Annotated in this window: 18 protein-coding genes and 1 riboswitch; of the genes, 10 read left to right on the top strand and 8 right to left on the bottom strand. The window is 70.1% G+C overall.

The window, feature by feature from the left end; genetic code table 11:
• Positions 1 to 6 precede the first annotated feature (6 nt).
• On the bottom strand, positions 7 to 1,422 hold the full coding sequence (locus ACQP2E_RS23110) for a cytochrome ubiquinol oxidase subunit I (protein ID WP_433825026.1): 1,416 nt from the start codon (positions 1,420 to 1,422) through the stop codon (positions 7 to 9).
• A 91-nt stretch (positions 1,423 to 1,513) separates the two neighbouring features.
• On the opposite strand from ACQP2E_RS23110, the gene ACQP2E_RS23105 reads away from it, so the two are divergent.
• From ACQP2E_RS23105 to ACQP2E_RS23080, 6 genes are all read left to right on the top strand, one after another.
• Positions 1,514 to 1,861, top strand: coding sequence for a BlaI/MecI/CopY family transcriptional regulator (locus ACQP2E_RS23105; RefSeq protein ID WP_433825025.1), 348 nt, complete (start codon positions 1,514 to 1,516; stop codon positions 1,859 to 1,861).
• A complete protein-coding gene (locus ACQP2E_RS23100) occupies positions 1,858 to 2,757 on the top strand; it encodes a M56 family metallopeptidase (RefSeq protein ID WP_433825024.1) in 900 nt (299 codons plus the stop codon). The genes ACQP2E_RS23105 and ACQP2E_RS23100 overlap by 4 nt, the downstream gene beginning before the upstream one ends.
• A 119-nt stretch (positions 2,758 to 2,876) precedes the next feature.
• Positions 2,877 to 3,009, top strand: a riboswitch (cyclic di-AMP (ydaO/yuaA leader).
• 16 nt (positions 3,010 to 3,025) lie between these two features.
• The gene (locus ACQP2E_RS23095; protein ID WP_433825023.1) at positions 3,026 to 4,000 is read left to right on the top strand and encodes an NlpC/P60 family protein; all 975 of its coding nucleotides are present in this window, start codon (positions 3,026 to 3,028) and stop codon (positions 3,998 to 4,000) included.
• A gap of 185 nt (positions 4,001 to 4,185) precedes the next feature.
• Positions 4,186 to 5,463 carry an AAA family ATPase gene (locus ACQP2E_RS23090; protein ID WP_433825022.1) on the top strand — a complete coding sequence of 426 codons (1,278 nt, stop codon included), beginning with the start codon at positions 4,186 to 4,188 and terminating at the stop codon, positions 5,461 to 5,463.
• Complete coding sequence (locus tag ACQP2E_RS23085) at positions 5,460 to 6,488, top strand: tetratricopeptide repeat protein (RefSeq protein WP_433825021.1); 1,029 nt, start codon at positions 5,460 to 5,462, stop codon at positions 6,486 to 6,488. Before ACQP2E_RS23090 ends, ACQP2E_RS23085 begins: the two co-directional genes overlap by 4 nt.
• A gap of 242 nt (positions 6,489 to 6,730) precedes the next feature.
• A complete protein-coding gene (locus ACQP2E_RS23080) occupies positions 6,731 to 7,885 on the top strand; it encodes a phosphatase PAP2 family protein (RefSeq protein WP_433825020.1) in 1,155 nt (384 codons plus the stop codon).
• A gap of 532 nt (positions 7,886 to 8,417) precedes the next feature.
• On the opposite strand, the gene ACQP2E_RS23075 is transcribed toward ACQP2E_RS23080, so the two are convergent.
• Entirely contained in the window at positions 8,418 to 8,810 is a 393-nt protein-coding gene (locus ACQP2E_RS23075) for an SCO5389 family protein (RefSeq protein WP_433825019.1), read from the bottom strand.
• A gap of 254 nt (positions 8,811 to 9,064) precedes the next feature.
• Positions 9,065 to 10,237: a LolA family protein gene (locus tag ACQP2E_RS23070; protein ID WP_433825018.1), complete on the bottom strand. Its 1,173-nt coding sequence runs from the start codon at positions 10,235 to 10,237 to the stop codon at positions 9,065 to 9,067.
• Between the two features lie 144 nt (positions 10,238 to 10,381).
• Between ACQP2E_RS23070 and ACQP2E_RS23065 the strand changes: the two genes are divergently transcribed.
• The 4 genes from ACQP2E_RS23065 (at position 10,382) to ACQP2E_RS23050 (ending at position 14,260) form a co-directional block, all read left to right on the top strand.
• Positions 10,382 to 11,347 (top strand): 3,4-dioxygenase subunit beta, encoded by a 966-nt coding sequence (locus ACQP2E_RS23065; RefSeq protein WP_433825017.1) that lies wholly within the window; start codon positions 10,382 to 10,384, stop codon positions 11,345 to 11,347.
• 97 nt (positions 11,348 to 11,444) lie between these two features.
• Complete coding sequence (locus ACQP2E_RS23060) at positions 11,445 to 12,119, top strand: response regulator transcription factor (protein ID WP_433825016.1); 675 nt, start codon at positions 11,445 to 11,447, stop codon at positions 12,117 to 12,119.
• The gene (locus ACQP2E_RS23055; RefSeq protein WP_433825015.1) at positions 12,103 to 13,455 is read left to right on the top strand and encodes a sensor histidine kinase; all 1,353 of its coding nucleotides are present in this window, start codon (positions 12,103 to 12,105) and stop codon (positions 13,453 to 13,455) included. Before ACQP2E_RS23060 ends, ACQP2E_RS23055 begins: the two co-directional genes overlap by 17 nt.
• A 67-nt stretch (positions 13,456 to 13,522) precedes the next feature.
• Positions 13,523 to 14,260: a Pr6Pr family membrane protein gene (locus ACQP2E_RS23050; RefSeq protein ID WP_433825014.1), complete on the top strand. Its 738-nt coding sequence runs from the start codon at positions 13,523 to 13,525 to the stop codon at positions 14,258 to 14,260.
• 30 nt (positions 14,261 to 14,290) lie between these two features.
• Here the strand turns inward: ACQP2E_RS23050 and ACQP2E_RS23045 are convergent, their stop codons facing one another.
• The 5 genes from ACQP2E_RS23045 to ACQP2E_RS23025 form a co-directional block, all read right to left on the bottom strand.
• On the bottom strand, positions 14,291 to 16,627 hold the full coding sequence (locus ACQP2E_RS23045) for an exonuclease domain-containing protein (protein WP_433825013.1): 2,337 nt from the start codon (positions 16,625 to 16,627) through the stop codon (positions 14,291 to 14,293).
• Positions 16,628 to 16,846: 219 nt separating this feature from the next.
• A complete protein-coding gene (locus ACQP2E_RS23040) occupies positions 16,847 to 18,190 on the bottom strand; it encodes an MATE family efflux transporter (protein WP_433825012.1) in 1,344 nt (447 codons plus the stop codon).
• Entirely contained in the window at positions 18,187 to 19,167 is a 981-nt protein-coding gene (locus ACQP2E_RS23035) for a phosphotransferase family protein (RefSeq protein ID WP_433825011.1), read from the bottom strand. The genes ACQP2E_RS23040 and ACQP2E_RS23035 overlap by 4 nt, the downstream gene beginning before the upstream one ends.
• 72 nt (positions 19,168 to 19,239) lie before the next feature.
• The gene (locus ACQP2E_RS23030) at positions 19,240 to 20,130 is read right to left on the bottom strand and encodes an alpha/beta fold hydrolase (RefSeq protein WP_433825010.1); all 891 of its coding nucleotides are present in this window, start codon (positions 20,128 to 20,130) and stop codon (positions 19,240 to 19,242) included.
• Between the two features lie 212 nt (positions 20,131 to 20,342).
• The gene (locus ACQP2E_RS23025; RefSeq protein ID WP_433825009.1) at positions 20,343 to 21,971 is read right to left on the bottom strand and encodes a diguanylate cyclase domain-containing protein; all 1,629 of its coding nucleotides are present in this window, start codon (positions 21,969 to 21,971) and stop codon (positions 20,343 to 20,345) included.
• Between the last annotated feature and the right edge of the window lie 54 nt (positions 21,972 to 22,025).

The raw sequence follows: 22,025 nt of genomic DNA, 5'->3' as shown, positions 1-22,025 counted from the left end.
GCGCTCCTAGTAGGCCGGGACGGGTTCCGGAGCCGATTCGACGGCTTTGTCAGGTTCGAGCGGCTGCCGGGACAGGTGCATGACCAGCCGGGTCCACGCCAGCGCGAGGATGCCGTAGACGAGCGTGAACCCGGCGAGCGACGTGATCACCTCGGCGCTGGTGAGCCCCGGCGAGATCCCGTCGGCCACCTTGGAGATGCCGAACGCGAGCCAGGGCTGGCGTGCCGTCTCGGTGAAGACCCAGCCGAAGGTGTTCGCGGCGGCGGGCAGGATCGGGGCGAGCCAGATGAACCGCAGGAAGATCCTCGGCGTGCCGTTGCCGGGCTGCAGGATCGCCGGCAGGAACCGCAGGAAACGGAGCTTGAAGGACGACGTCGACCACAGGTGGTACCCAGCGACGATCATGGCGAGGATCCCGGCGCCCATCATCAGCCGGAACGTCCAGAACGCCACCGGGATCATCGGCACGTAACTGCCCGGACCGTGCTGGGCGGCGTACGCGGCCTGCAGGTCGTCGATGCCCTGCACGGTTCCGTTGAACGACCCGGTGCCGAGGAAGGACAGCAGCTTCGGCACCTCGATGCTGAAGAACGGCCGGTCGTGGCCGAGTTCCCCGATGGCGAAGACGGAGAACGGCGCGCCGGTGGTGGTCTCGTACAGTGCCTCGGCGGCGGCCATCTTCATCGGCTGCACGGCGGTCATGACCTTGCCGATGTGGTCCCCGCTGATGACGGTTCCGAGCCCGCCGACCAGCATGACCCAGGCACCGAGCCGGGAGAGTGTCAGGAAGGAGGCGTCAGCCTTGAAGCGCCACACCCCGATCGCCAGGAGCAGCCCGCCGCCGGCCATCGCCGCACCGGCCATCGTGTGCGGGAACGCGGCGAGGACCACCTCGTTGGTGAGCAGTTCGGTGAAACTCGTCAGGTGTGCCCGCCCGGTCTCCGGATCGAGGGCGTACGCGACCGGGTTCTGCATGAACGAGTTGGCGGCCAGGATGATGTACGCCGACAGCAGCGTCCCTGCCGCCACGATGACGATCGTCGCGGCGTGCAGCCGGCGGGGCAGCCGGTCCCACCCGAAGTACCACAGGGCGAGGAACGTCGCCTCGAGGAAGAACGCGAGCATCCCCTCGATCGCGAGGGTGGGTCCGAAGACGTCGCCGTAGAAGCGGGCGAACGCGCTCCAGCCCAGCCCGAACTGGAACTCCTGGACGAGCCCGGTGACGACGCCGACCGCGAACGTGACGATCAGCAGCTTGCCGACGAACTTCGTGAGATGCAGGTATTTCTCCGAACCCGTGCGCATCCACGCGAGCTGGAGCCCGGCCGCCGCCGACGCCAGGCAGATCGACAGCGGGACGAAAAGATAGTGGTAGATCGTCACGACCGCGAACTGCAGCCGGGTCAAATCGAGCACGTCCACGAGGTTCCCCCAACGAAGTACGACGCTTCGTAGTAGATACTACGCCTTGTAGTACGACGCGATGCAGTAGGAGGCTCGTAGGATGGGGAGCATGGCGATGGGAGACCTCGAGCGCGAGGTCATGACGAAACTCTGGGACGCGCGCGAGCCGCTCACCGTCCGGCAGGTTCACGAGCTGCTCAGCCGTGACCGCGACCTGGCGTACACGACGGTGATGACAGTGCTGGACCGGCTCGCCAAGAAAAGCCTGGTCATCCAGCAGAAAGCGGATCGTGCCTACCGGTACGCCCCGGCGCAGTCCCGCGAGGAGATGACCGCCGGCGTGATGCTCGACGCGCTCAGCGCCACGCCCGACCGGGATGCCGCGCTGGCGTACTTCATGGAGCAGCTGCCGCCCGAGGCGCTGAGAGCAGCGTTAGAAGCAGCACGCGAGCGGTGACCGCCCTCCTGCTCGGCGCGCTCGGACTCACTCTGTCGCTGATCGCGCCCGGCATCCTGGCGAGCGCCCGCTGGCCCGACCGCGCCCCGGTCGCCGCCGTCGTGCTCTGGCAGGCGCTCACGCTGACCGCGGTGCTCTGCGCGCTCGGCGTGGTGCTGGCCGCCCCGGAGGAGCTGACCCGGGCGGCCGGCGCCCGCCACCCGGAGACCGTTGTCGCGCTGGTGCTGTCCCTCGCGGTGGCCGCGACGATCGTGATCCGGCTGCTGATCTCGCTGGCCCAGGTGACGTCGCGGGCCCGGGCCCGGCGCGACCGGCACCGGATGCTCGTCGACCTCCTGGACCACGTCGAGCAGCGAGGCGAGATCGGCGGCGAGGCCGGTGAGGTACGCGTCCTCGACGGGGCGCTGCCGATGGCGTACTGCGTGCCCGGCCGGAACCCCCGGGTGGTGCTCAGTGACGCGGTGCTCAAGGTGCTCGACCGCGAGCAGGTCGACGCGGTTCTCGCCCACGAGCGCGCCCACCTGCGGCACCGGCACGAGCTGGTGATGGAGTCGTTCACCGCGTTCTACCAGGCTGTCCCGAAACTTCTGCGGAGCCGGGCGCCGCTTGATGCCGTACACCTGCTGTTGGAGATGGTGTCCGATGATGCCGCGAGGCGCCGCACCGGGCCTGAGCCGCTCCGGGCCGCGTTGTCGCGTCTCGCGGATGCGTTGCCGCTCGCTGAGGGGGCGGCCGGCGAGACCAGGCGGCGGCGGCTGGACCGGCTGGATCTTCCGGAGAGCCGGGCGCTCACGGTGGCCGCGGTGATCGCCGCGGCCGGCTTGCTGGTGCTACCCACAGTGATCCTGGTGGTGCCCTGGTTGGGCCGGGCTATCGAAACGTGGCCTTTTCAATGACGGTGGGTAATGGTATTGGTGCTTACGGTTCCAGCGTGCGGCCCTCCTTCATTTAGCCTCTTGATCCCGGTACGGTGGTCCCGGTTCGGTAGCCCCCCAATCGCCCAACCGGTCGATCTGCCGAACCGCCGCCTAAACGCAGATGCGTGCCGGGGACCCAGGTAGTTCCGGGGTGAAGCCGCTCCCCGAGCGGCCGGGCAGCTTCCCGCCCGAACCCGTCAGCTAACCCGGTCGGCGGTCGAGTGGGAAGAAAGGACAACGCACCTAAGTGAAACGGAAAGGCGTTCTACGCGGTCTGCTCTGCGTAATTGCCGCGGCCGGAGTCGTTCTCACTGGTCCCGCTGTTGCCCACGCCGAGCCCACGCCGGCGAGCGTCGAGAAGCAGATCGACGAGCAGTGGAACAAGCTCGAGCCGGTCATCGAGGAGTACAACTCGGTGCACTCCAAGCTGAAGAAACTGCGCAAGCAGCAGACTTCGCTGGCGAAGACCCTGACTCCATTGCAGGTGAAGGTGGACGTCGCCATGGCCCAGGTCCGGGGCATGGCCGTCGATGCCTACATGCAGGGCCCGCCGAACGCGTTCAACGCGATGCTGATGAGTGGCAGGCCGACGTCGCTGACCGAGAAGCTCACGCTCCTCGACCAGCTCGCCGTCCACCAGACCGAGTCGATCGCGACCGTGGCCAAGCTCCGCGACAAGTACGCAGGTGACAAGGCCACCGTCGACCAGCTCGCCACCGAGATCGCCGCCCGGGACAAGGACCTGGCGTCGAAGAAGAAGGCGATCGAGAAGGAGATCAAGGACCTTCAGGATCTCCGGATCGCCGCCTACGGTTCGGCGAACGTCGATGACGGTGCGCTGCGCACCGGGCCCTGCCCGGTCACGTACACCAACGACAAGGGCGGTCGTGCGGCCCAGAAGGCGTGCGACCTGATCGGCAAGCCTTATGTCTTCGGCTCGAACGGCCCGAACAGTTATGACTGCTCGGGTCTGACGCAGAAGGCATGGGCGTCGGTCGGTGTGTCCCTCGAGCATTACACGAAGGACCAGTGGGGCTCGACCAAGTCAGTGAGCCGGAGCGAGTTGAAGCCGGGTGACCTCGTCTTCTACTACTCCGACATCCATCATGTCGCCATCTACATCGGCGGCGGCAAGGTGGTCCACGCACCGCACACGGGCGACTACGTGCGGATGGCGACGATCGACCGCGGCCCCATCGCGGGATATCGCCGGCCAGCCTGAGAATTGCCGCGAAAGGCCGTTTCTCGCATCATGGCGAGGGGCGGCCTTTCTGCTTCTCTCGCGCTATTTCTGGGGTACGCGTGAACACGGCCGGTGACGGTTCGCACAGCTCCGCTTCGTCCGCCTCCGGCCGGAGTCCCCGGTGCACAGCGGGTGCTCACCCGGCAGGGGCATAATCGCGTGTCATGAGCGACGCCTTGATCGACAGCCTCACCGCCGCGGTGCAGGTCCGTCCGGACGACCTCCCGTTGCGCCTGCACCTGGCGGAGCTGCTGGTGTCCGCGGGCCGCGGCGGCGAGGCGATCGGGCACGCGGCGCAGGTGCTCGCGCGCGAGCCGGGCAACGTCGTCGCGCAGCAGCTGATGGGCCGGGCACTGGCACCCGCGGCCCCGCCCACGCCTCCGTCCGCCGCGCCGCCCGCGCCTCAGCCGGGTTCTGCTCAGCCCGGTTCTGCTCAGCCCGCCGCCGGCCCGGCCGGCGTCGACTGGGGTGCTCTCGAGGAGCAGTTCGGCGACTCCGTGCCACCCCGGTTCGCCCGCTCCTCCGCCGACGGCGAGCCCGACCAGGTACGCGGCCACGAGGACCGGGTCTTCGACGTCGAACGCGCCACGATCACCCTGGCCGACGTCGGCGGTATGGCCGACGTGAAGAAGCGCCTCGAGGTCTCGTTCCTCGGACCGCTGCGCAACCCGAAACTGCGGTCCCTGTTCGGCAAGAGCCTGCGCGGCGGCCTGCTGCTCTACGGCCCGCCCGGCTGCGGCAAGACGTTCCTGGCCCGCGCGGTCGCCGGCGAGATGGGCGCCGCGTTCCTCTCGCTGAGCATCACCGACGTGCTGAACATGTGGGTCGGCAGCTCGGAGAAGAACCTGCACGACCTGTTCGAGTCGGCCCGCGGGCATGCCCCGTGCGTGCTGTTCCTCGACGAGATCGACGCGCTGGGGCACAAGCGCAGCCAGCTGCAGTCGTCCATGCGTACCGTGGTGAACCAGCTGCTCACCGAACTCGACGGCGTCGAGGGCGGCAACGACGGGGTGTTCGTCCTGGCGGCCACCAACGCGCCCTGGGACGTCGACGCGGCGCTGCGGCGTCCGGGTCGCCTGGACCGTACCGTCCTGGTGCTGCCGCCGGACCGCGCCGCCCGCGCCGCGATCCTGGAGTTCCACCTGCGGGACCGCCCGGTCGCCGGCATCGACCTGGACCAGGTCGCGCAGGCGACCGAGCACTTCTCCGGCGCCGACCTGGCGCACCTGTGCGAGACCGCCGCCGAGTACGCGATGCGCGACTCGATCACCACCGGCGAGATCCGCATGATCGGCCAGGCGGACATGCTGGCCGCGGCCCGCGAGGTACGTCCGTCGACGGACGCGTGGTTCGCCACCGCTCGCAACGTGGCGATGTTCGCGAACGAGAGCGGCGAGTACGACGACCTGGCGGCGTATCTGAAGAAGCGCAAGGTGCGGTGACGCCGGCAACCCGTGCCCGGGCGCTCGCCGACGTCGGCCGCCTCGCGGACGCCGAGACCGAGGTGCGCCGCGCCCTGGTGGAGGTCCCGGCTGATCCGGAGCTGCTGACCCTGCTGGCGGGCCTGCTGCGCCTCCAGAAGAGTGCCGCTGAGGCGCTGGCCGTCTCGCGAGCCGCCGTGGCGGTCGCGCCCCATCTACCCGGTACTCACATCGAGCTGGCTGAGTGCCTCCTGCTTGCCCAGGCCCCCGAGCACTCCAGCCCCCGAACCCGGGAAACCGCTCTGCGCGCCGCCGAGGAAGCCGTCCGCCTCGACCCCGCGCACCCGCCCGCCCACCGCGTCCTGGCCCGCGCTCACGCCCAGTCCCGTGACTTCCCCCGCGCCCGCGACGCCGCCCGTCGTGCCCTCGCGCTCAACCCCCGCTCCGTCCCCGACCTGCTCACCCTCGGTGAGATCGAGCGCCACGCGGGCCGCCGCAAACCCGCGCGCGAAGCGATCGAAAAAGCCCTCGCCCAGGACCCCGGCAACCCGGACGGCCGCTGGCTGATCGCCCTGCTCGACGCCGAACGGCTCCGGGTCCGGTCGTCGATGCGTAGCCTGCGCGAACTCGCCGCCGACCATCCGGCCCGCCTCGACACCACCGCGCTGACCTGGCCGGTCCGTGGCCTGCTCAGCGGCTTTCGGCGGGGCCTCGGTGCGGGCGTCCCGCTGGTCGCGGTGCTGGCGGCCGGCGCGTACCCATGGCCCTCCTGGCAGATCGCCGCCCGCGCCGCAGCCGTAACGGTCGTGCTCGTGATGATCGGTTTCGGTCTGCGCGTACTGATCCCCGCAGGTCTTCTGCCCTGGCGCTGCGTCACGCTTCTGCCGGCGCGCACGCGCCGCGCGGTGCGCATCGGATGGGTCGCGGCAGGTGCGACGGTCACGCTCCTGCTCGGGTACGCGCTAACAGCGCAGTGGACCCCGTTGATCGCCGCGTTCGCCACGCTTGCCCTGCTCATGGCCGCTGGACGCAATGACCGGCCCTGATCCGAGGACCGCGTCAATGTAACGGCGTTGTTACCAATGCGCGTTACGTCACTATCCGCCGGTTAAATCTTGCCCAACATGCAAGATCGCCGGATGCTTCTCCTTGCGTATCGACGGGGGAGCGGACATGGCGAATTCAGGCTCACCTTGACCGGCCTTCACCCGGGCGTCGTCGGCGTCCGGGTGCCGAACGCCGAAGTCTCGCAATTCCCGCCCGCACCGCATTTCCCGGGGAGCTTGCCGTGAGTGTGCCGTCCTCCTTGACGCTCCCGAAATGCCCGGACAGGCCGGGCGGCGACCCGTCGGACCCGGCTGGGGCCCGGCCTGGCTTCCTTGCGGCGCTGCGTTCCGCGCTGCGTGAGATCGCGCTGGTGGCGGTGCTGTTCGGCGTCTACAAGGTGGGCCGGCTGGCCGCCGACGGCCACGTCGATGAGGCGTTCCGCAACGCGCGCGTGGTCTGGGACGTCGAACGCTGGCTGCACCTGCCCGGCGAACTTGCGGTCCAGCACACTCTGCTCGGCTGGCCGGCCCTGGTGGAGATCGCCAACACCTATTACGCGTATGTCCATTTCCCGGCGACCGCGGCCTGCCTGATCTGGCTGTACCTGTTCCGCCCGGCGCACTACCGCTGGACCCGCAACGTCCTGACGCTGCTCACCTCGGGTGCGCTGCTGGTGCACTTCGTGATCCCGCTGGCGCCGCCGAGAATGCTGACCGACACCGGAATGCTGGACCTGGGCCACCTCTTCGGCCCGGCCGTCTACGGCAACCCGGAGACCGATCACTTCTCCAACCAGTACGCCGCCATGCCGTCCCTGCATTTTGGCTGGGCCCTGGTGGTGGCGATCGCCCTGATCTCCGCGATCGGCGGCCGCCACCGGGCCCTGTGGCTTCTGCACCCGGCCATCACCCTGCTGGTGATCGTGGCAACGGGCAACCACTACTGGCTCGACGCGATAGCGGCAGCCGCCCTGACCGGCGCGGCCTACGCCCTGCTCCGCAACTACCACCCCGACCAGCTAGCCCCCGCCGCAGCCCCCAACCCGCCGGCAGCGACGCCCGCGGAAGGGGCGCCTTTGGCGGGTGCGCTCGCGGAGGCGGCGCCCTCGGCCGGGGCGCTTGCGGAAGGGGCGCCTTTGGCGGGGGCGCTTGCGGAAGCGGCGCCCTTGGGCGGGGCGCTTGCGGCGGCGACATCCGCGGTCTCTGCGGGCGCCGCGGCCACGGCGGTCTCGGCGCGGGCCGGGTCGGCGCGGGCCGGGTCGGCGCGGGCCGGGTCGGTCTCGGTCACCCTGATTCGATCCGCCGCACCTGCGGAAGGCCCGACCTCCATCCCGGTAGCCCAGCTGGTAACCACCCAGGCGCCGAAAGTGCCGTCCCAGCGCCGCACCTCGCTCTAGGCAAGGATCGACGCCACGAGTCGGGCGGGGGCCTCCCGCCACGATCTTGGTCCTCGGGCCACCCTCCGGTGGTAGCAGCGGTCCAAGATCTCGCAGGGTCAGGCAAGCGTGTCGGTTCGGGGTTCGATACGCAGTTCGATACGCACCCGAACTCGACACACACGCCGCAAGCACCCTGTCCGTGTCGAATTCAGGTTCGATACGGACCCAAAATCGACACGCGTAGGTGGGGCCCGCCCGCCGAGACAAGCCGAGCCGTAGCTCAGACGCCTTATCGGACCCTGGTGACGTGTCTGGGCTACGGCTGAGCGGCACGAGCCGTCGTTCAGACATGTCATCGCGGCCCCATTACGCGCCTGCGCTACGGCTCACCCCGCGGCAACGAGCCCTGCGGCAACGAGCCCTGCGGCAACGAGCCCTGCGGCAACGAGCCCTGCGGCAACGAGCCCTGCGGCAACGAGCCCTGCGGCAACGAGCCCTGCGGCAACGAGCCCCGCGGCAACGGGACCCGGGCCGCCGGGCTGGGGCTGGTTCAGCAGTTGCGGAGTTCGGGGGACTGGTTCAGCAGCTGACCCCGCGGCGACACGAACGCCTGGTAACGCTCGCCGCCCACCTGGTTGACGTCGAACGCGGCCACCCGGTGGCAGTTCTGGAAGGCCAGCTTCGCACCGAAGTGGCGCTCCAGCCCGCCCCGGATCGCGTCACTGGCGAGGGCGCGCAGCAGCTGCCCGCGTTCGGTCTCGGTGGGCGGCGGCACCTCGTGGTCGGCGAACCCGCCGTCACCGGATCGCAGGTCGGCCATCACCGTGCTGACCACGTCCCAGGCGTAGGGCAGCGACTCCCGTACGCACGCGACGAAGTCGGCATCCGACACCTCGCCGCGTTCGGCGCTGGCGAGCAGATCGGGAGAAACGGTGAGCGACATGGGTTTTCCTTCCATGGACAACGAAGTGGACAACCGAATGTGATGTCACAACCCATCTTGCTGGAAATGGTTTTCATTGTGAAGTAGCCGGCGCCGGCGTGTCTCACGCTCACGGGCGTGATGCTCGGCTGGCCTGCCTGCCGCGAGGCCGGTGTGCCGCCGAGGATCTCGCGGCGATCCGGCAGCGTCTGCGACAGGCAGCGCGAAGCCCCGCCGGGTAAGGACCGCGACGGGGCTTCGTGGGGCGGAATCGGTCAGGCGACCGCGTAGAGAGCCTCCGGGGAGACCGCTCCGGCGAACACCCGGCCGTCGTCCGTGATCAGCGCGCTGAACAGCGAACCGCTCAGCAGCCGGCCACTGCCCCAGTCGCCGCTCACCTTCGGCAGCGTTTCGAGGATGCCCTCGACCTGGAGATCGCCCAGGGGCGAGGACGAGGACGCGGACGGCGCGGGCTTGGCCGGGGATTCCGCGCCGGCAAGCGCGTCCTCCGGCAGCTTCGCCGAGATGATCGTCGTCCAGCCCTCACCGATGACCTTGAAGTCGTCGGACTCGGTGCCCGGCTTGCCCGCGTCGTGCTGGAAGGCCTCCGGCTTGACCGCGTCCGGCTTCTCCGCGAGCTCCTTCTCCGTCGGCGGCGTGACCTCTTCGATCGAGGCGTTCGGCGGCGGATTGAAGGCGAACTGCTGCGCGTCCGGTACCTCGAAGCTGACCTGCTCGAACGCCACCCGCACCGCGGGCTTGGAGGCGCTCTTGGCATAGACGTCGACACGCAGCGGGACATGCTCGACCGCGTCGATCGCGAGCCGGACCTGCCCGATCAGCGAGTTGGTGTCCCGCGGGCTGAGCACGAGTTCGTACGCGTCCCGCCCGGCCACCTCGGCCGCACCGGTCGTGGCGACCGCGGTGCTGTCGTCGATCGCGGCGAGTGCCGCGTCGGCGGCGTCCTGAGGCGTCGACGGAACGCCGCTGGGCAGCGCCTCCTTCTCGGTGGCGCCCTCGGGCAGCGTCACGTGCGTGCCGCTGTTCTCGCTGCTCTTCCAGATCCACACGTTGCTGTCGTTACGGATCACGTCGGTCTCGCCGTCGGTGCCGAGCAGCGCGAGCCGGACCTTCTCTTCACCCGCGTACCAGACGCGGGCCGTGTTGCTCCCGGACACCAGGCTGGTGAGGCCGCCACCTTCGACGTTCTTCAGCAGGCCGGCGATGCCGGGCAGTCCGAGGTCGGTGCTCTGTACGACGGTTCCGGAGAAACCCTCCGGGTCGGCGCTCTGCAGGTCCACCAGAAGCTGCGCGGCGGAGCGCTCCGGCAGAGCCGGGTCGGCGCTCGCCACGATCGTTCCGGCCGCCGCGCCGCCCCCGATGACCGCCACTGCGGCGGCCGACGGAACGAGCCAGCGCAACGCCGGCCTTGACCTGAACACGGACACGATGTCCACCTCCCCTTCTCTGTCCACCATCGTGCTCCGCTGCCGCTGTGACCAGGCTGAGAAAGTCCCTTAAGGGGCACCACCGAAGGGTCGGTCAGATAGCTTGAAAGTCCTCATAAAGTACAAAAAAGACGAAAGGCTTTCATGGGTACGTATGAAGGGCGCTCGTTGCCCCGGCCGGAGGAAGACCTGTTCGACCAGGGTCTGGCCTTCGACGTCGGGACGATCCGGCGGCGGCAGATCCTGCGGGCGTTCGGGCTGGGCGCGGTAGCACTCGGGCTCGGCGCGTGCGGCGACAGCGACGGCGACACCCCGACCGTGGCCACCTCGGAGACGAACACGGTCGGCGAGATCCCGGACGAGACCGCCGGCCCGTACCCCGGTGACGGCTCCAACGGACCGAACGTCCTGACCGAGGACGGCATCGTCCGTAGCGACATCCGATCCAGTTTCGGTGACAAGACCACCACCGCCGAGGGCGTGCCGATGACCCTCACGCTGACCATCAAGGATCTGGCGAACAGCGGGGCGGCCTTCGCCGGCGTCGCGGTCTACGTCTGGCACTGCAACCGGGCGGGGGAGTACTCGCTCTACTCCGACGGCATCACCGAGGAGAACTACCTGCGCGGTGTGCAGGTCGCCGACGACGCCGGCCAGGTCACGTTCACCAGCATCTACCCGGCCTGCTACTCCGGCCGATGGCCGCACATCCACTTCGAGGTCTACCCGGACCAGGCGAGCATCAGCGCGGCTGCCAATGCGATCGCGACCTCCCAGGTCGCGATGCCGAAGGCCACCAGCGACGACGTCTTCGCCACCACCGGGTACGAGGCCTCGGTCACCAACTTCGCCCAGGTCACCCTGGACAGCGACAACGTGTTCGGCGACGACGCCGGCGCCAGCCAGCTCGCCACCGTCAGCGGCGATGTGACAAGTGGGTACGCCGTCTCGCTGGAGGTCGGCGTGGACACCGGGACGACACCGACCGGCGGCCAGAACACCGGTGACGGCGCGCCGAGCGGTGCGCCGATGGGTTCCGGTGGCCCGGGTGGTGGACCTGGCGGAGCGCCGCCGAGCGGCCCGCGCCCGAGCGGAGCCCCGCCGAGCTGATTCCCCGCCGAGCTGATTCCCGGCCGATCTGGCAGCGGGCTGTGACGTCGCTGAGAGCCGCTCCCGGACAATGGCATCAACGTGCCAAGGTGTGTGAGTGCGCTTGCTGGTGGTGGAGGACGAGGCTCGGCTGGCCGCCGCGCTGCGACGGGGCCTGCAGGCCGAGGGTTTCGCGGTCGATGTGGCAGGCGACGGCCAGGACGGCCTCGAGATGGCCCGCCACGGCGGATACGACGCGATGATCCTCGACGTGATGCTGCCCCGCCTCTCCGGTTACCGGGTGGTGCGGCAGCTGCGCGCCGAACGGCACTGGCTGCCCGTACTCATGCTGTCCGCGAAGGACGGCGAGTACGACCAGGCCGACGGCCTCGACTGCGGCGCCGACGACTACTTGACCAAGCCGTTCTCGTACGTCGTGCTGCTCGCACGGCTGCGTGCCCTGCTGCGCCGTGGCGCGCAGGCGCGCCCGGTGGTCCTGGCCTTCGGTGACGTCGAGCTGGATCCGGCGGAGCGCCGCGTGCTGGTGGCGGGCAGCGAGGTGACCCTGACGGCGCGCGAGTTCGCCCTCCTCGAATACCTGATGCGCCGTCCCGGCCAGGTGGTCTCCAAGACCGAGCTGCTCGACCACGTCTGGGACGCCGCCCTGGAGACGGCGCCGAACGCGGTCGAGGTCTACGTCGGCTACCTGCGCCGCAAGATCGGCCGGGACCGGCTGGAGACGGTCCGCGGAGCGGGATACCGACTGGCGACGGCCGATGCGTCGTCCCAGTGAACTCAGCCTGCGGGCCCGGCTGCTCCTGGTCTCCGCCGCCGGCCTGATGCTCGGCCTGGCGGCGGGCGGCGTGCTGCTGGTCGCCGTGCTCGGGTTCGCGCAGGGCCGGGCCATTCACACCGAGGCGCTGGAAACGGCGCGCGGCGTGAAACGCCTGGTGGACCAGGGCTCGCTGACCGACCCGATCCCGGTCACCCCGGGCGTCCAGGTCCAGGTCGTGGACGACCAGGGCCGGGTGATCGCCAGGTCCGCCACCGCCGACCGCCTCGTGCCGATCCTCTACCCCGACGAGCTGCGTGACCTGGCCGACGGCGGCAGTGTGGAGATCCCCGGCAACCGCATCGGTTTCGACGGCGAGGCGCGGGTGGCGAAGGTCAGTGCCGGCCCGCCCACCGATCCGCTGGCCGTGCTCGTGGCGCGGTCCACCGACGAACTCCAGCAGAGCGTGCACCTGCTCAAGATCACTCTGCTGGTGCTGTTCCCGCTGCTGGTGGCGCTGCTCGCGGCCGGTCTGTGGCGGGCGCTCGGTGCGGCGCTGCGCCCGGTCGACGCGCTGCGCGCCGGCGCCGAGGAGATCACCGGCGGCACCCGGGCCGGCCGCCTGCCGGTGCCGGACTCCCGCGACGAGGTGCACCGGCTCGCGGTCACCCTCAACGACATGCTGCACCGGCTCGACGCCGGCCGGGCCCGGCAGCGCGCGTTCGTCGCGGACGCCGCGCACGAGCTGCGCAGCCCGCTCACGAACATGCGTACCGAACTGGAAGTGGCGCAGCACCTGCCGGACGACACCGACTGGCCGGCGCTCAGCGACGACCTGCTCGCCGACGTGCAGCGACTCTCCCGGCTGGTCGACGACCTGCTGCTGCTCGCCCGATCGGACGAGGGCGTGCGGGCGACCGGTCGCGGCGTGGAGAGCCTGGACCTCGGCGACCTGGTGTCCCAGACGGCCGAACGCTTCCCGGACGTCACGGTGGCCGAGCCGGAGGGCCCGCTGCCGTTCACCGGCGAGCCGGACGCGCTGGCCAGGGTGGTGGCGAACCTGCTCGACAACGCGGTCCGTCACCGCACGTCGACGGTGACCGTCCGCGCCGCCGCCGACGGCCCGTCGTTGCTCATCGTCGTGGACGACGACGGCCCGGGCATCCCGGACGCCGACCGCGACCGGGTCTTCCACCGCTTCACCCGCCTCGACGACGGCCGGGCCCGCGACGCCGGCGGCTCCGGCCTGGGCCTCGCCATCGTCCGCGAACTGGTGCGCCGGCACGGCGGCTCGGTCACCCTGGGCGACGCTCACCCGGGATTGCGGGTCACCGTACGCCTGCCGGCCGTCTCCTGAGGCTCTCTCCTGAAGCTGGGTTAAGCTGCCGCGCATCGGAGATCATCGGGGTACGCGGGAGAGCGGCATGAAGTCACGGATCTGGCACGGCACCCTGGCCGGCATCGTTCTCGTCTCGCTGATCATCCAGATCGTGCTGACCGCGACCGACACCGCGCCGCACGCCGTACCGGCGGACCCGGAGCCGGCACTCACCCGCTTCGTCCGCCTGTTCAGCTTCTTCACGATCCAGAGCAACCTGCTCCTGCTGATCGCGACGACAGCGTTGGCGCTGAACCCCGGCCGCGACGGCCGGCTCTGGCGGGTCATCCGCCTGGACGCCCTGCTGGGCATCGTGATCACCGGCATCGTCTACGCCACCATCCTGGCCGGCCAGGTGGAGCTGCACGGCGCCGCCTGGCTCGCCGACTTCGGCTTCCACTACGTCGCCCCGTGGTCCGCCCTGCTCGGCTGGCTCCTCTTCGGCCCCCGCCCCCGCATCGACGGGCGCACCCTGGCCTGGGCCGCGGTGTGGCCGGCGTTCTGGATCAGCTACACCCTGGCCCACGGCGCCGTCACCGACTGGTACCCGTACCCCTTCGCCGACGTTGTCGAGCTCGGCTATCCGACCGTGCTGGTGAACCTGGGCGCGGTCGTGGTGATCGCAGTGGTGATCGGCACGATCCTGCGCCTGCTCGACCCCCGCCTGCCGGGTGCCCTGACTGCCGCCCCGGCGGACGCAAGCCTCGAGGTGCCGCAGCCCCGCGCCGGCACAGAGCACGGCATAGCGGCCGGCGCTGACCGGGAGAGCAGCGCCGGCCGCTAGGCGCCTGGGCCGTCGTCCGCTCAGGTCGCCTCAGATTGGCGTGGCGGTGGCGGCAAGGAATGCCTCCTGCACCTCCTGCGGCAACCGACCCCTGGGTCCGACCACATATCCGTTCTCACGGGCCCAGGCCCGGACGACCGCCGGCGGTACCGGCACGCCCAGTGCCGGGCCGCCGCGGGCCACCGCTGCCTTCGCGGTGACGGCCGTTCCATCGGCTGAGGGCTGGTGCACGATGAGCACCGGTGGAGCCGGTTGCACGTACGCAATCAGCTGCTCGAAAACGCCGGGCCGCACGATGCGCGTCCCGTGCTTGCCGGCCGCCTCACCCTTCCGCGATTCCGGCCGGGCGTCCGGTGTCACGAGGACAACCGTCACTCCGGACACGTTGTTCATCACCCGCAGCCCTGCCGCCCGCGCGGCGATCTCCAGCCGTTCACGCCGGTTCGGTTCCCCACCGGTGAAGGCGACCTTCTGTCCGACCAGCAACGGTTCACCGTGCGCCCATCCGTCCGGCAACGGGCGGCAGTCACGGCTCAACTGCGTGACCCATTCCGAGTCCGCCTCCGCCAGCAGCCGCTTCACGATGCCGCTGGGCAGACCCAGGATTTCCGCGGCGTCGCTCAGCTCCCGCCGCTCCTCGTTCGTCACCCGGCCGTCGGCAACCGCCTTGTGCGCCAGCGCCAGCATGAATCCATGATGAGCGCTGTCCACATCGGCGCGCGACAGCCCCGCGAACCGGGCATGGTCCGCCAGCGCTGTCACCTCCTCCTGAGTGAGTACACCGTCCTCCAGCGCCTCAGCGAGAAGCTCCACATATCCGGCCGCGGCCGGCGGTGCTCCATCCGTGAGTGTGTCCGAGACAGGCAAGTCTTCGAGAAGCGCCGCCAGCGCGCCGGCCGGCGCCGGGACCGGCGGAGGGGCGACCGGCGGACGGGCCTTGACCCGCGCGCTGGTCACCGGAACGCGCGGCCACCCGATCCGGGCCGCCTGATCCGGCAGTTGCTGGTGGACACCGGCAAGCCTGCTCCCAGATCCCAGGTACGTTCTCAACAGCCCAGCGGTGGCCCGGGCATCCTCCAGCGCGGCGTGCGCGTCAGTGAGCGCCACACCCGCGGCATGGCAACAGTCGGCGAGCCGCCGCCGGTCCAGATCCGGCAGGTAACCGTGACTTTCCTGATAGGTGCACAGCGAGACGACCCGAGGCAGTCGCAGGCGGGCACGGGCATATTCGGCATGCAGGAAACGCAGATCGAACTGCACGTTGTGGCCGACGATCACGCGTCCGGCCATGCGCCGGGTGAGCTCCCCGACGATGTCCGCGAACCGGGGTGCGTCGGCCACGTCGGCATCCCGGATCCGGTGAATGCTGGTCTTGCCGACAGGCCCGTCCGGATTCACCAGCGTGGTCCACTCGTCGACGATGGTGCCGTTGCTGTCGGTTCTGACGACTGCGATCTCGACGACCCGGTCGTACTCCGGCGACAGTCCACTCGTCTCGACGTCGACGATCGCGAAACCGGTGACGCCGGCAGCTAATTCTTCCACCCCTCGCCGGCCGGCCATTTCCGCGATGGCGTTGCGCGCTCCAGCGGCCAGTTCGACGGACAGCTCATCGAGCAGGTCGTCCACCGGGCCGAGATCACCGAACGGGCCCTCTGGTCTGGTCAGAACCTGAGAGCCTGCCGACGCAACGATCTCGTCAGCATTCGCGACGTCCCACCGAACGCTCTCCAGCGCCGGACGGCTTACCTCGAACGCGAGCACGCACGGCCGCCGTGCGTCGTGCCGGACCACTACCACCTGCGCCGACATCAGACCTGGCGCCGACGCGAATGCTTGCCTCACCGCCGACAATGCGTGGCTCTTCAGCATCGCCTCGTAAACCCGAGCGCGCTGTCCACCGGTCAGGCGGGTCGGCAGCACGCTGTCCGCGGCAGCTGTCAGTGCCAGCCCGACTCGATTGCCGTCGACGTTCACGACCCCGACCGGCGCGTACCCCGGCACCGCTTCGAATCGAGCCGTGAGGACACCCAGGACGGTGTCGGTGTCGTTGCCGGCCAGCCGCCGCCACTGATCGTCGAAGCCGGCCTGCTGCGCGGCCCGATGCGACTCGTTCTCCGCCCACTGCGAGGCGAGCCAGTATGCGGCGTACTGAGCCGCCGTCTGCCGCGCCCGCGCACGTCCGGCCCGGTCGAACATGCTGACACCGCGCAGAGCGTGCTGCTCGTAGTGCCGTAACACCGCTCGCCTGTCCGGCATTGCCGCTGCGACGGCGATCCGCGGCCGCGCTATGGCGAAGCTTTCCCGATGCACCTCGGTCAGATGCCGCATGTCTACCGGACCGGCCGGGCCGAAACGATCTACCACGGCGGGAGACGCTAGTTCGCCGCGTCCGCCTCCGGCCATCCGATGGCCGGCGCCGCCTGCCCGCCAGTTGATCATGAAGATTGGGACGTGTCGCTCCCCGGTGAAGACGTGCTTGCGTGTTCCAGGCAACCGAATCTCCGTTGTCCTGGAAGTCAGAGCCGGGAGGCCTCGATCGCATCAACGGCTGGCCCGGGACCCGCAGCGCAGGCTCGGGCGGAGTCAGGGCAACCCTGTCGGCGCCGCGTCAGGGGATCCGAGACGAAGGCGGCGCAGGAGGATCAGGGCGGCCACCGCCGAGACGACGTCGCTCAGCGCCAGTGCCACCCACACGCCGGTCTCGCCGATGTGGGCGAGGGCGATGACAAGCGGCCCTTTGACGATGAGCAGTGAGCCCACCGAAAGGGCGTAGGACAGCCCGGGCCGGCCCAGCGCCTGGCTGTATGTCGATATCAGCGGCGTGACCCCGGCAGCCACGAAGCCGATCGCGAGGGTGCGCAAGGCTTGAACCGCCGTCGTCGCGGTGCCGCCGCCGGGCAGGAAGATCGCCACGAGCGGCCCGGCGAGCGCCGCAACCGTGATCGCCGCCAGCACGCCATAGAGGACGGTGGCGCGTAAGGCCAGCGTCCTGGCTCGCAGCACCCGTCCGTGCAGCCCACGCCCCGCGTTGTATCCCACGATCGGCTGCAGGCCCTGGCTGATGCCCAGCTGCGGCATCATCACGAACGTCTGGATCCGGGCGCAGACCGCATAGGCCGCCAGGGCCGCGGCGCCGCCGGCGTGCGACAGGGTGTTGTTGATCAGCACAGCTAGCAGCGTGGTGCCGAAACCCGCCAGGAACGACGGCGCGCCGACACCGACCAGTGCCCGCGCCGTCGGGCCGTGCGGGCGCAGGTCGGCCCGGGCGATCCGGTACGGCCGGTCGCGCTGCAGGAAGAAGAACCAGATGCTCATCGCCGCGGAGACGGCCTGCCCGCCGACGGTGCCCAGGGCCGCGCCGCGGACGCCCCAGCCAAAACCGAAGATCAAGAGCGGATCGAGCGCTATCTGTACGAGAACCGGCACCACCCAGAGCATCGTGGAGAACCGCAGCCGTCCTTCGGCACGGACCAGGCTGGAGAAGCCGGTCGAGACGAGCGCCCCGCAGAGCAGCACGACGGTGTAGTCACGAGTGAGACCACGGGTGCCTTCCTCAGCGCCGAGTGCGGTGAGCAGGGGCTCGATCGACAGCAGCCCGACGACGGTGATCAGCGCGGCGACCAGCCAGAAGACGGCGAAGGCGTTGCCTGCGGCGCGGGCGGCGCCGGCCGGGTCGCCGGCGCCGAGCCGACGCGAGACCAGGGACGCGCCGCCGGCCCCGACGGTGGTGGAGATCGCGCCGAGGACGAGCAGGACCGGGGCGGCCAGGTTGACCGCGGCCATGGCGCCGGCCCCGACCCCGCGGGCGACGAACCAGGCGTTGGTGAGGGCATAGACGCCGTAGACGCCGACCGACAGGGTGGTCTGGGAACAGGTGTGCCAGAGCAGCCGCCCGATCGGGCGGCTGCCGAGCATGGCGACGCTCACGCGGCGCCGAACAGCGCCACGACCTCCTGCAGGCGTTCGCGGGCCCAGTCGTACTGCTCGGTGCCGGTGTGCCCGCGGTAGTCCGTCTCGATGATCATGATGAGGACCAGGTAGAGCGTGTAGAGCCGCCGTTGCCGCCGCTCGGTTTCGGTCAACTCGGGCTGGCCGTATCCCCGTACAAATGCGGTGGGGTCTCCGAACGTGAGCAGGTCGATGCCGGTGAAACCGGCCTCGATGAGGGGGTCGCCGTAGAAAGCGCGCTCATGGTCGATGATCGCGACGATCTTCCCGTCGCGGATCATGACGTTGCCGTTCCAGAGATCCCACTCGACGAAACGAGGCTCGGTCACCTCGTCCAGGCTGTCCAGGTTGGCGGCGATCAGGGCCCGGACCAGGGCGTAGTCGTAGCCGAGGTCGACGGCGCGACGCTCACCGTCGGTGAGGACGTCGCCGATCATGCGGGTGAAGCAGGCCCGCCAGGTGGGGTCGCCGGGCCCGGCGAGCGGGCCGAACGCGCTGCCTCGGATGCTGTTGAGTTCACGGTTGGCGGCGCCGAGCGCCTCGTTGTACGCGTCGAGCTCGGCCTCCGTCAGGCTGCCCTTCACGATGCCGAAGTTGTCCGCGTCGATGTACGGCATGACGAACCAGTCCGCGTCACACAGCTCGTGGCTGCGATCGGCGTAATCGACCCGCGGCACCGGCACACTCGTCCGTTCGGTGATGAGCCGCAACGACGCCAGCTCGATCGCCATCGCGCCACGTTCGTAGGTCATCACCTCGACGTGCGGCGGTGGCGCGATCTTGAGCACCACCTCGGTTCCGTCCCGCAGCCGGATCCGATAGGCCACGTTGAACCAGCCGTGCCCCAGCTCCGACACCCAGTCGTCACCGGAAGGAACCTGCGCAGGGCCGTAAGCCCGACTGATCATCGCGCGCAGCGTGTCCAGCGACTGCCGGTTCTTGGTGATGCTCTCCATCGGCGCCTCAACTCGTCCGGATGCGAAACGTGACCGTACCTGAGAGAGCGCTCTCCAGCGAGGGTGGCGCCATCACCGACCGGCTGTCCAGGCCCGCACGGTCAGCACCGCGGCGGCGAACGCCTCGGGCGCTTCCTGCGCGATGTTGTGACCGGCATCGATCAGCCGGTGCTCGTGCCGGCCGGCGAACATCGGCGCATGATCGGCCGTGCCGCCCGGCTTCAGCGTGTCGGTGGCGCCGTCCACCGTCACCGCCGGCACGGTGATCGCCGGCCGCCCGGCGAGGCGAGCCTCCAGGCCGTCGTAGGCCGGATCGCCCGCGGCCGCACCGAGCGCGTGCCGATAGGCGTGGACGACGACGTCGACGAAGTCGGGATTGTCGAAGGCCGGCGCGGTCCGGGCGAAGGTCTCCTCGCCGAAGTCCCATCGCGGCGACCACTGCCGCCACAGCATCCGGCACAGCTCGGCGCGGTGAGCGGCCAGAACCTCGCGCCCGCGCTCGCTCTGGAACAGGTGCTGGTACCACACGGCGTGCTCGACGCCCGGATCGAACGCGTGCCGTTGCCGCTCGATGTCGATGATGTCGTAACCGCCCAGCGACACCAGCCCGCTCACCCGCTCCGGCCACAACGCGGCCGCGACGCAGGACGCCAGCCCACCCCAGTCGTACCCGGCCACGATCGGCCGCTCGATCCGCAACGCGCCGGCCAGCGCGATCAGATCGGACCCGAGAGCGGCCTGCTGCCCGCTGCGAATCGTGCCGGCAGCGCGGAACCGTGTGGGCCCGAAACCCCGCAGGTAAGGCCGGATCACCCGCGCACCCTGCGCCGTCAGCACAGGAACAACCCGATCAAAAGCCTGCACATCGTACGGAAAACCGTGCGACAGAATGACCGGCCAGCCGTCCGAGGGGCCGTCCTGGACATAGGCGACGGACAGTACACCGGCCTCTACGTGATCCATGAGGCCACCATACGAAAGTCCTTACGGCGTGACCGCGATGGCCGACGCGCGGGTCACGGGTGCCAGCTCAGCCCTCGGCGGCCGAGGCGAGCACACCGTCGTTGGTCATGAACCGGCACGACCCCGGCGCACTGGCTGCTTTCCCGTCGCCTCGACCGGGCGCGAACCCTGCTGGAGACCACGGCGCCGCCGGTTCGCCTGAAGCGCCCCGCTCACCCGGTGACCGGGGTCAGGTCGAGCGCCCGCGAGTCGCTGCGGCTCCTCTTCATCGCGTACATGGCGGCGTCGGCCTGCGCCAGGAGCTCGTCCGGGTTGCCGCCGCCGTACGCGGACCAGGCGACGCCCAGGCTGGCGTGCGGCACCAGAGTGCCGCCGTCGACCTGGACCCGGGCCGCGCTCAGCGCCGCGAGCAGATCGGCCCCGATCCGCTCGGCGGACTCCCGGCCACCGACGTCCCGGCAGACGGCCACGAACTCGTCGCCGCCGATGCGGCCCACGACGGCGCCGGGCGGCACCGAGCCACGCAGGCTGGTCGCCACCTGGCTGAGCAGCAGATCACCCGCGGCGTGCCCGTACCGATCGTTTATGGGTTTGAAGGAGTTGAGGTCGAGGAAGATCACGGCGGTGCCGGCGTGCCGGTCCGTGGTGGTCAGCGCGTCCTGGAGAGCGGTCACCGTCGCGGCCCGGTTGTGGCAGCCGGTCAGCGCGTCGAAGGTGGCCTGCCGCCACAGCGTCTCGCGCAGTGACGCCTCCTCGGTGACGTCGGCCAGGCAGACGATCGCTCCGGTGACGGCTCCCGAGTCGTCGGCCAGCGCCCGCAGGTTCGCCCGGATCCGGCGGTTCCCCGCGCCCGGTTCCCGGTGGCCGTACTCGAGATCGGTGTCCTGGCCGGTCAGCACTCCGGCCAGCGCCCGCGCGACGAGCGGGCGGTCCACCGGTTCGGTCGATTCCAGCGCGGCTTGCGAGAGCAGGTCGCCGACCTGGGCTTTCACCTGCCGCGCGGCGCGTTCGTTGAGGAACGTGATCCGGCCGTCGTGGGTGACCTGCAGGATGGACAGCGGAATGGTCTCGGTGAGCCGCCGCATGAGCTGCTCGGCGGCGCGAACGGCCTCCTGTGCGGCCATCTCGTCGGAGATGTCCAGCATCTCGGCGACCACGCGCGGATCGTCGGGGTCGGCGAGGTAGTTGTGGTTGGTCACCTCGAACCACACGGTGTGGCCGTCCCGGTGCAGGTGGCGCAGCCGTACCCGCCGCGCCGAGCCGTGCGGGGTGCTCAGCATGTCCATCCAGCTGGCGATGGCCCGTTGCTGATCGCCGGGGTGCACGAGTTCGAGGGTGCGCTGCCCGATCAGCTCGGCCGGGGCCCAGCCGAGCAGCGGGCCGATCTCGGCACCGACCTCGGTGACCACCGAGACCTGGTTCTTGATCATCGTGACCAGGCGGGGCCGGACGACCTCCGGGAGCAGCGTCAGATCCGCCGACAGGCCCGATCCGTTGATGATGGCGACGTGAACGCCGAAGCGGTGCGTGGCGTCGACGAAATGCATCCGCACCCGGCAGTCCGGTGCGGCCTTCAGATGGACCAGGCAGCTCGCCACACCTTCGGCGACGACCCGGTACCAGGCGTCGATGACCAGCCGCTGATCGTCCTCGATGATCAGGCCGAGCATGGAGGACGCACCCTCGATCGGGCGCAGACCGGTGTCGGTGACTTCCCGGGGCATCGGGGCGAACATCCCGTTCGACGCGATCGCCGCGATGAAGGCGTCCGGATACTTCGCCACCAGGGCGGCGAGTACGGCGTCCCGGTCACCGGGTTTCATCAACTGCTTGTCGGCCACACGGCATAACATCGGCGGTCCGGCCGTGACCTGAGAATTTCCGGAGCGACGTAC

It is taken from the genome of Actinoplanes sp. CA-015351, assembly GCF_050955685.1.
Classification (GTDB): domain Bacteria; phylum Actinomycetota; class Actinomycetes; order Mycobacteriales; family Micromonosporaceae; genus Actinoplanes.
Note: the sequence above shows the minus strand (reverse complement) of the source record. Positions and strands in the feature narration are given on the sequence as shown.

Bases quoted from the DNA above. Each gene is read 5' to 3' on its own strand.
- ACQP2E_RS23105 (WP_433825025.1), top strand. From the start codon at position 1,514: ATGGCGATGGGAGACCTCGAGCGCGAGGTCATGACGAAACTCTGGGAC.
- ACQP2E_RS23090 (WP_433825022.1), top strand. From the start codon at position 4,186: ATGAGCGACGCCTTGATCGACAGCCTCACCGCCGCGGTGCAGGTCCGT.
- ACQP2E_RS23075 (WP_433825019.1), bottom strand. From the start codon at position 8,810: ATGTCGCTCACCGTTTCTCCCGATCTGCTCGCCAGCGCCGAACGCGGC.
- ACQP2E_RS23065 (WP_433825017.1), top strand. From the start codon at position 10,382: ATGGGTACGTATGAAGGGCGCTCGTTGCCCCGGCCGGAGGAAGACCTG.
- ACQP2E_RS23055 (WP_433825015.1), top strand. From the start codon at position 12,103: ATGCGTCGTCCCAGTGAACTCAGCCTGCGGGCCCGGCTGCTCCTGGTC.
- ACQP2E_RS23050 (WP_433825014.1), top strand. From the start codon at position 13,523: ATGAAGTCACGGATCTGGCACGGCACCCTGGCCGGCATCGTTCTCGTC.
- ACQP2E_RS23035 (WP_433825011.1), bottom strand. From the start codon at position 19,167: ATGGAGAGCATCACCAAGAACCGGCAGTCGCTGGACACGCTGCGCGCG.
- ACQP2E_RS23030 (WP_433825010.1), bottom strand. From the start codon at position 20,130: ATGGATCACGTAGAGGCCGGTGTACTGTCCGTCGCCTATGTCCAGGAC.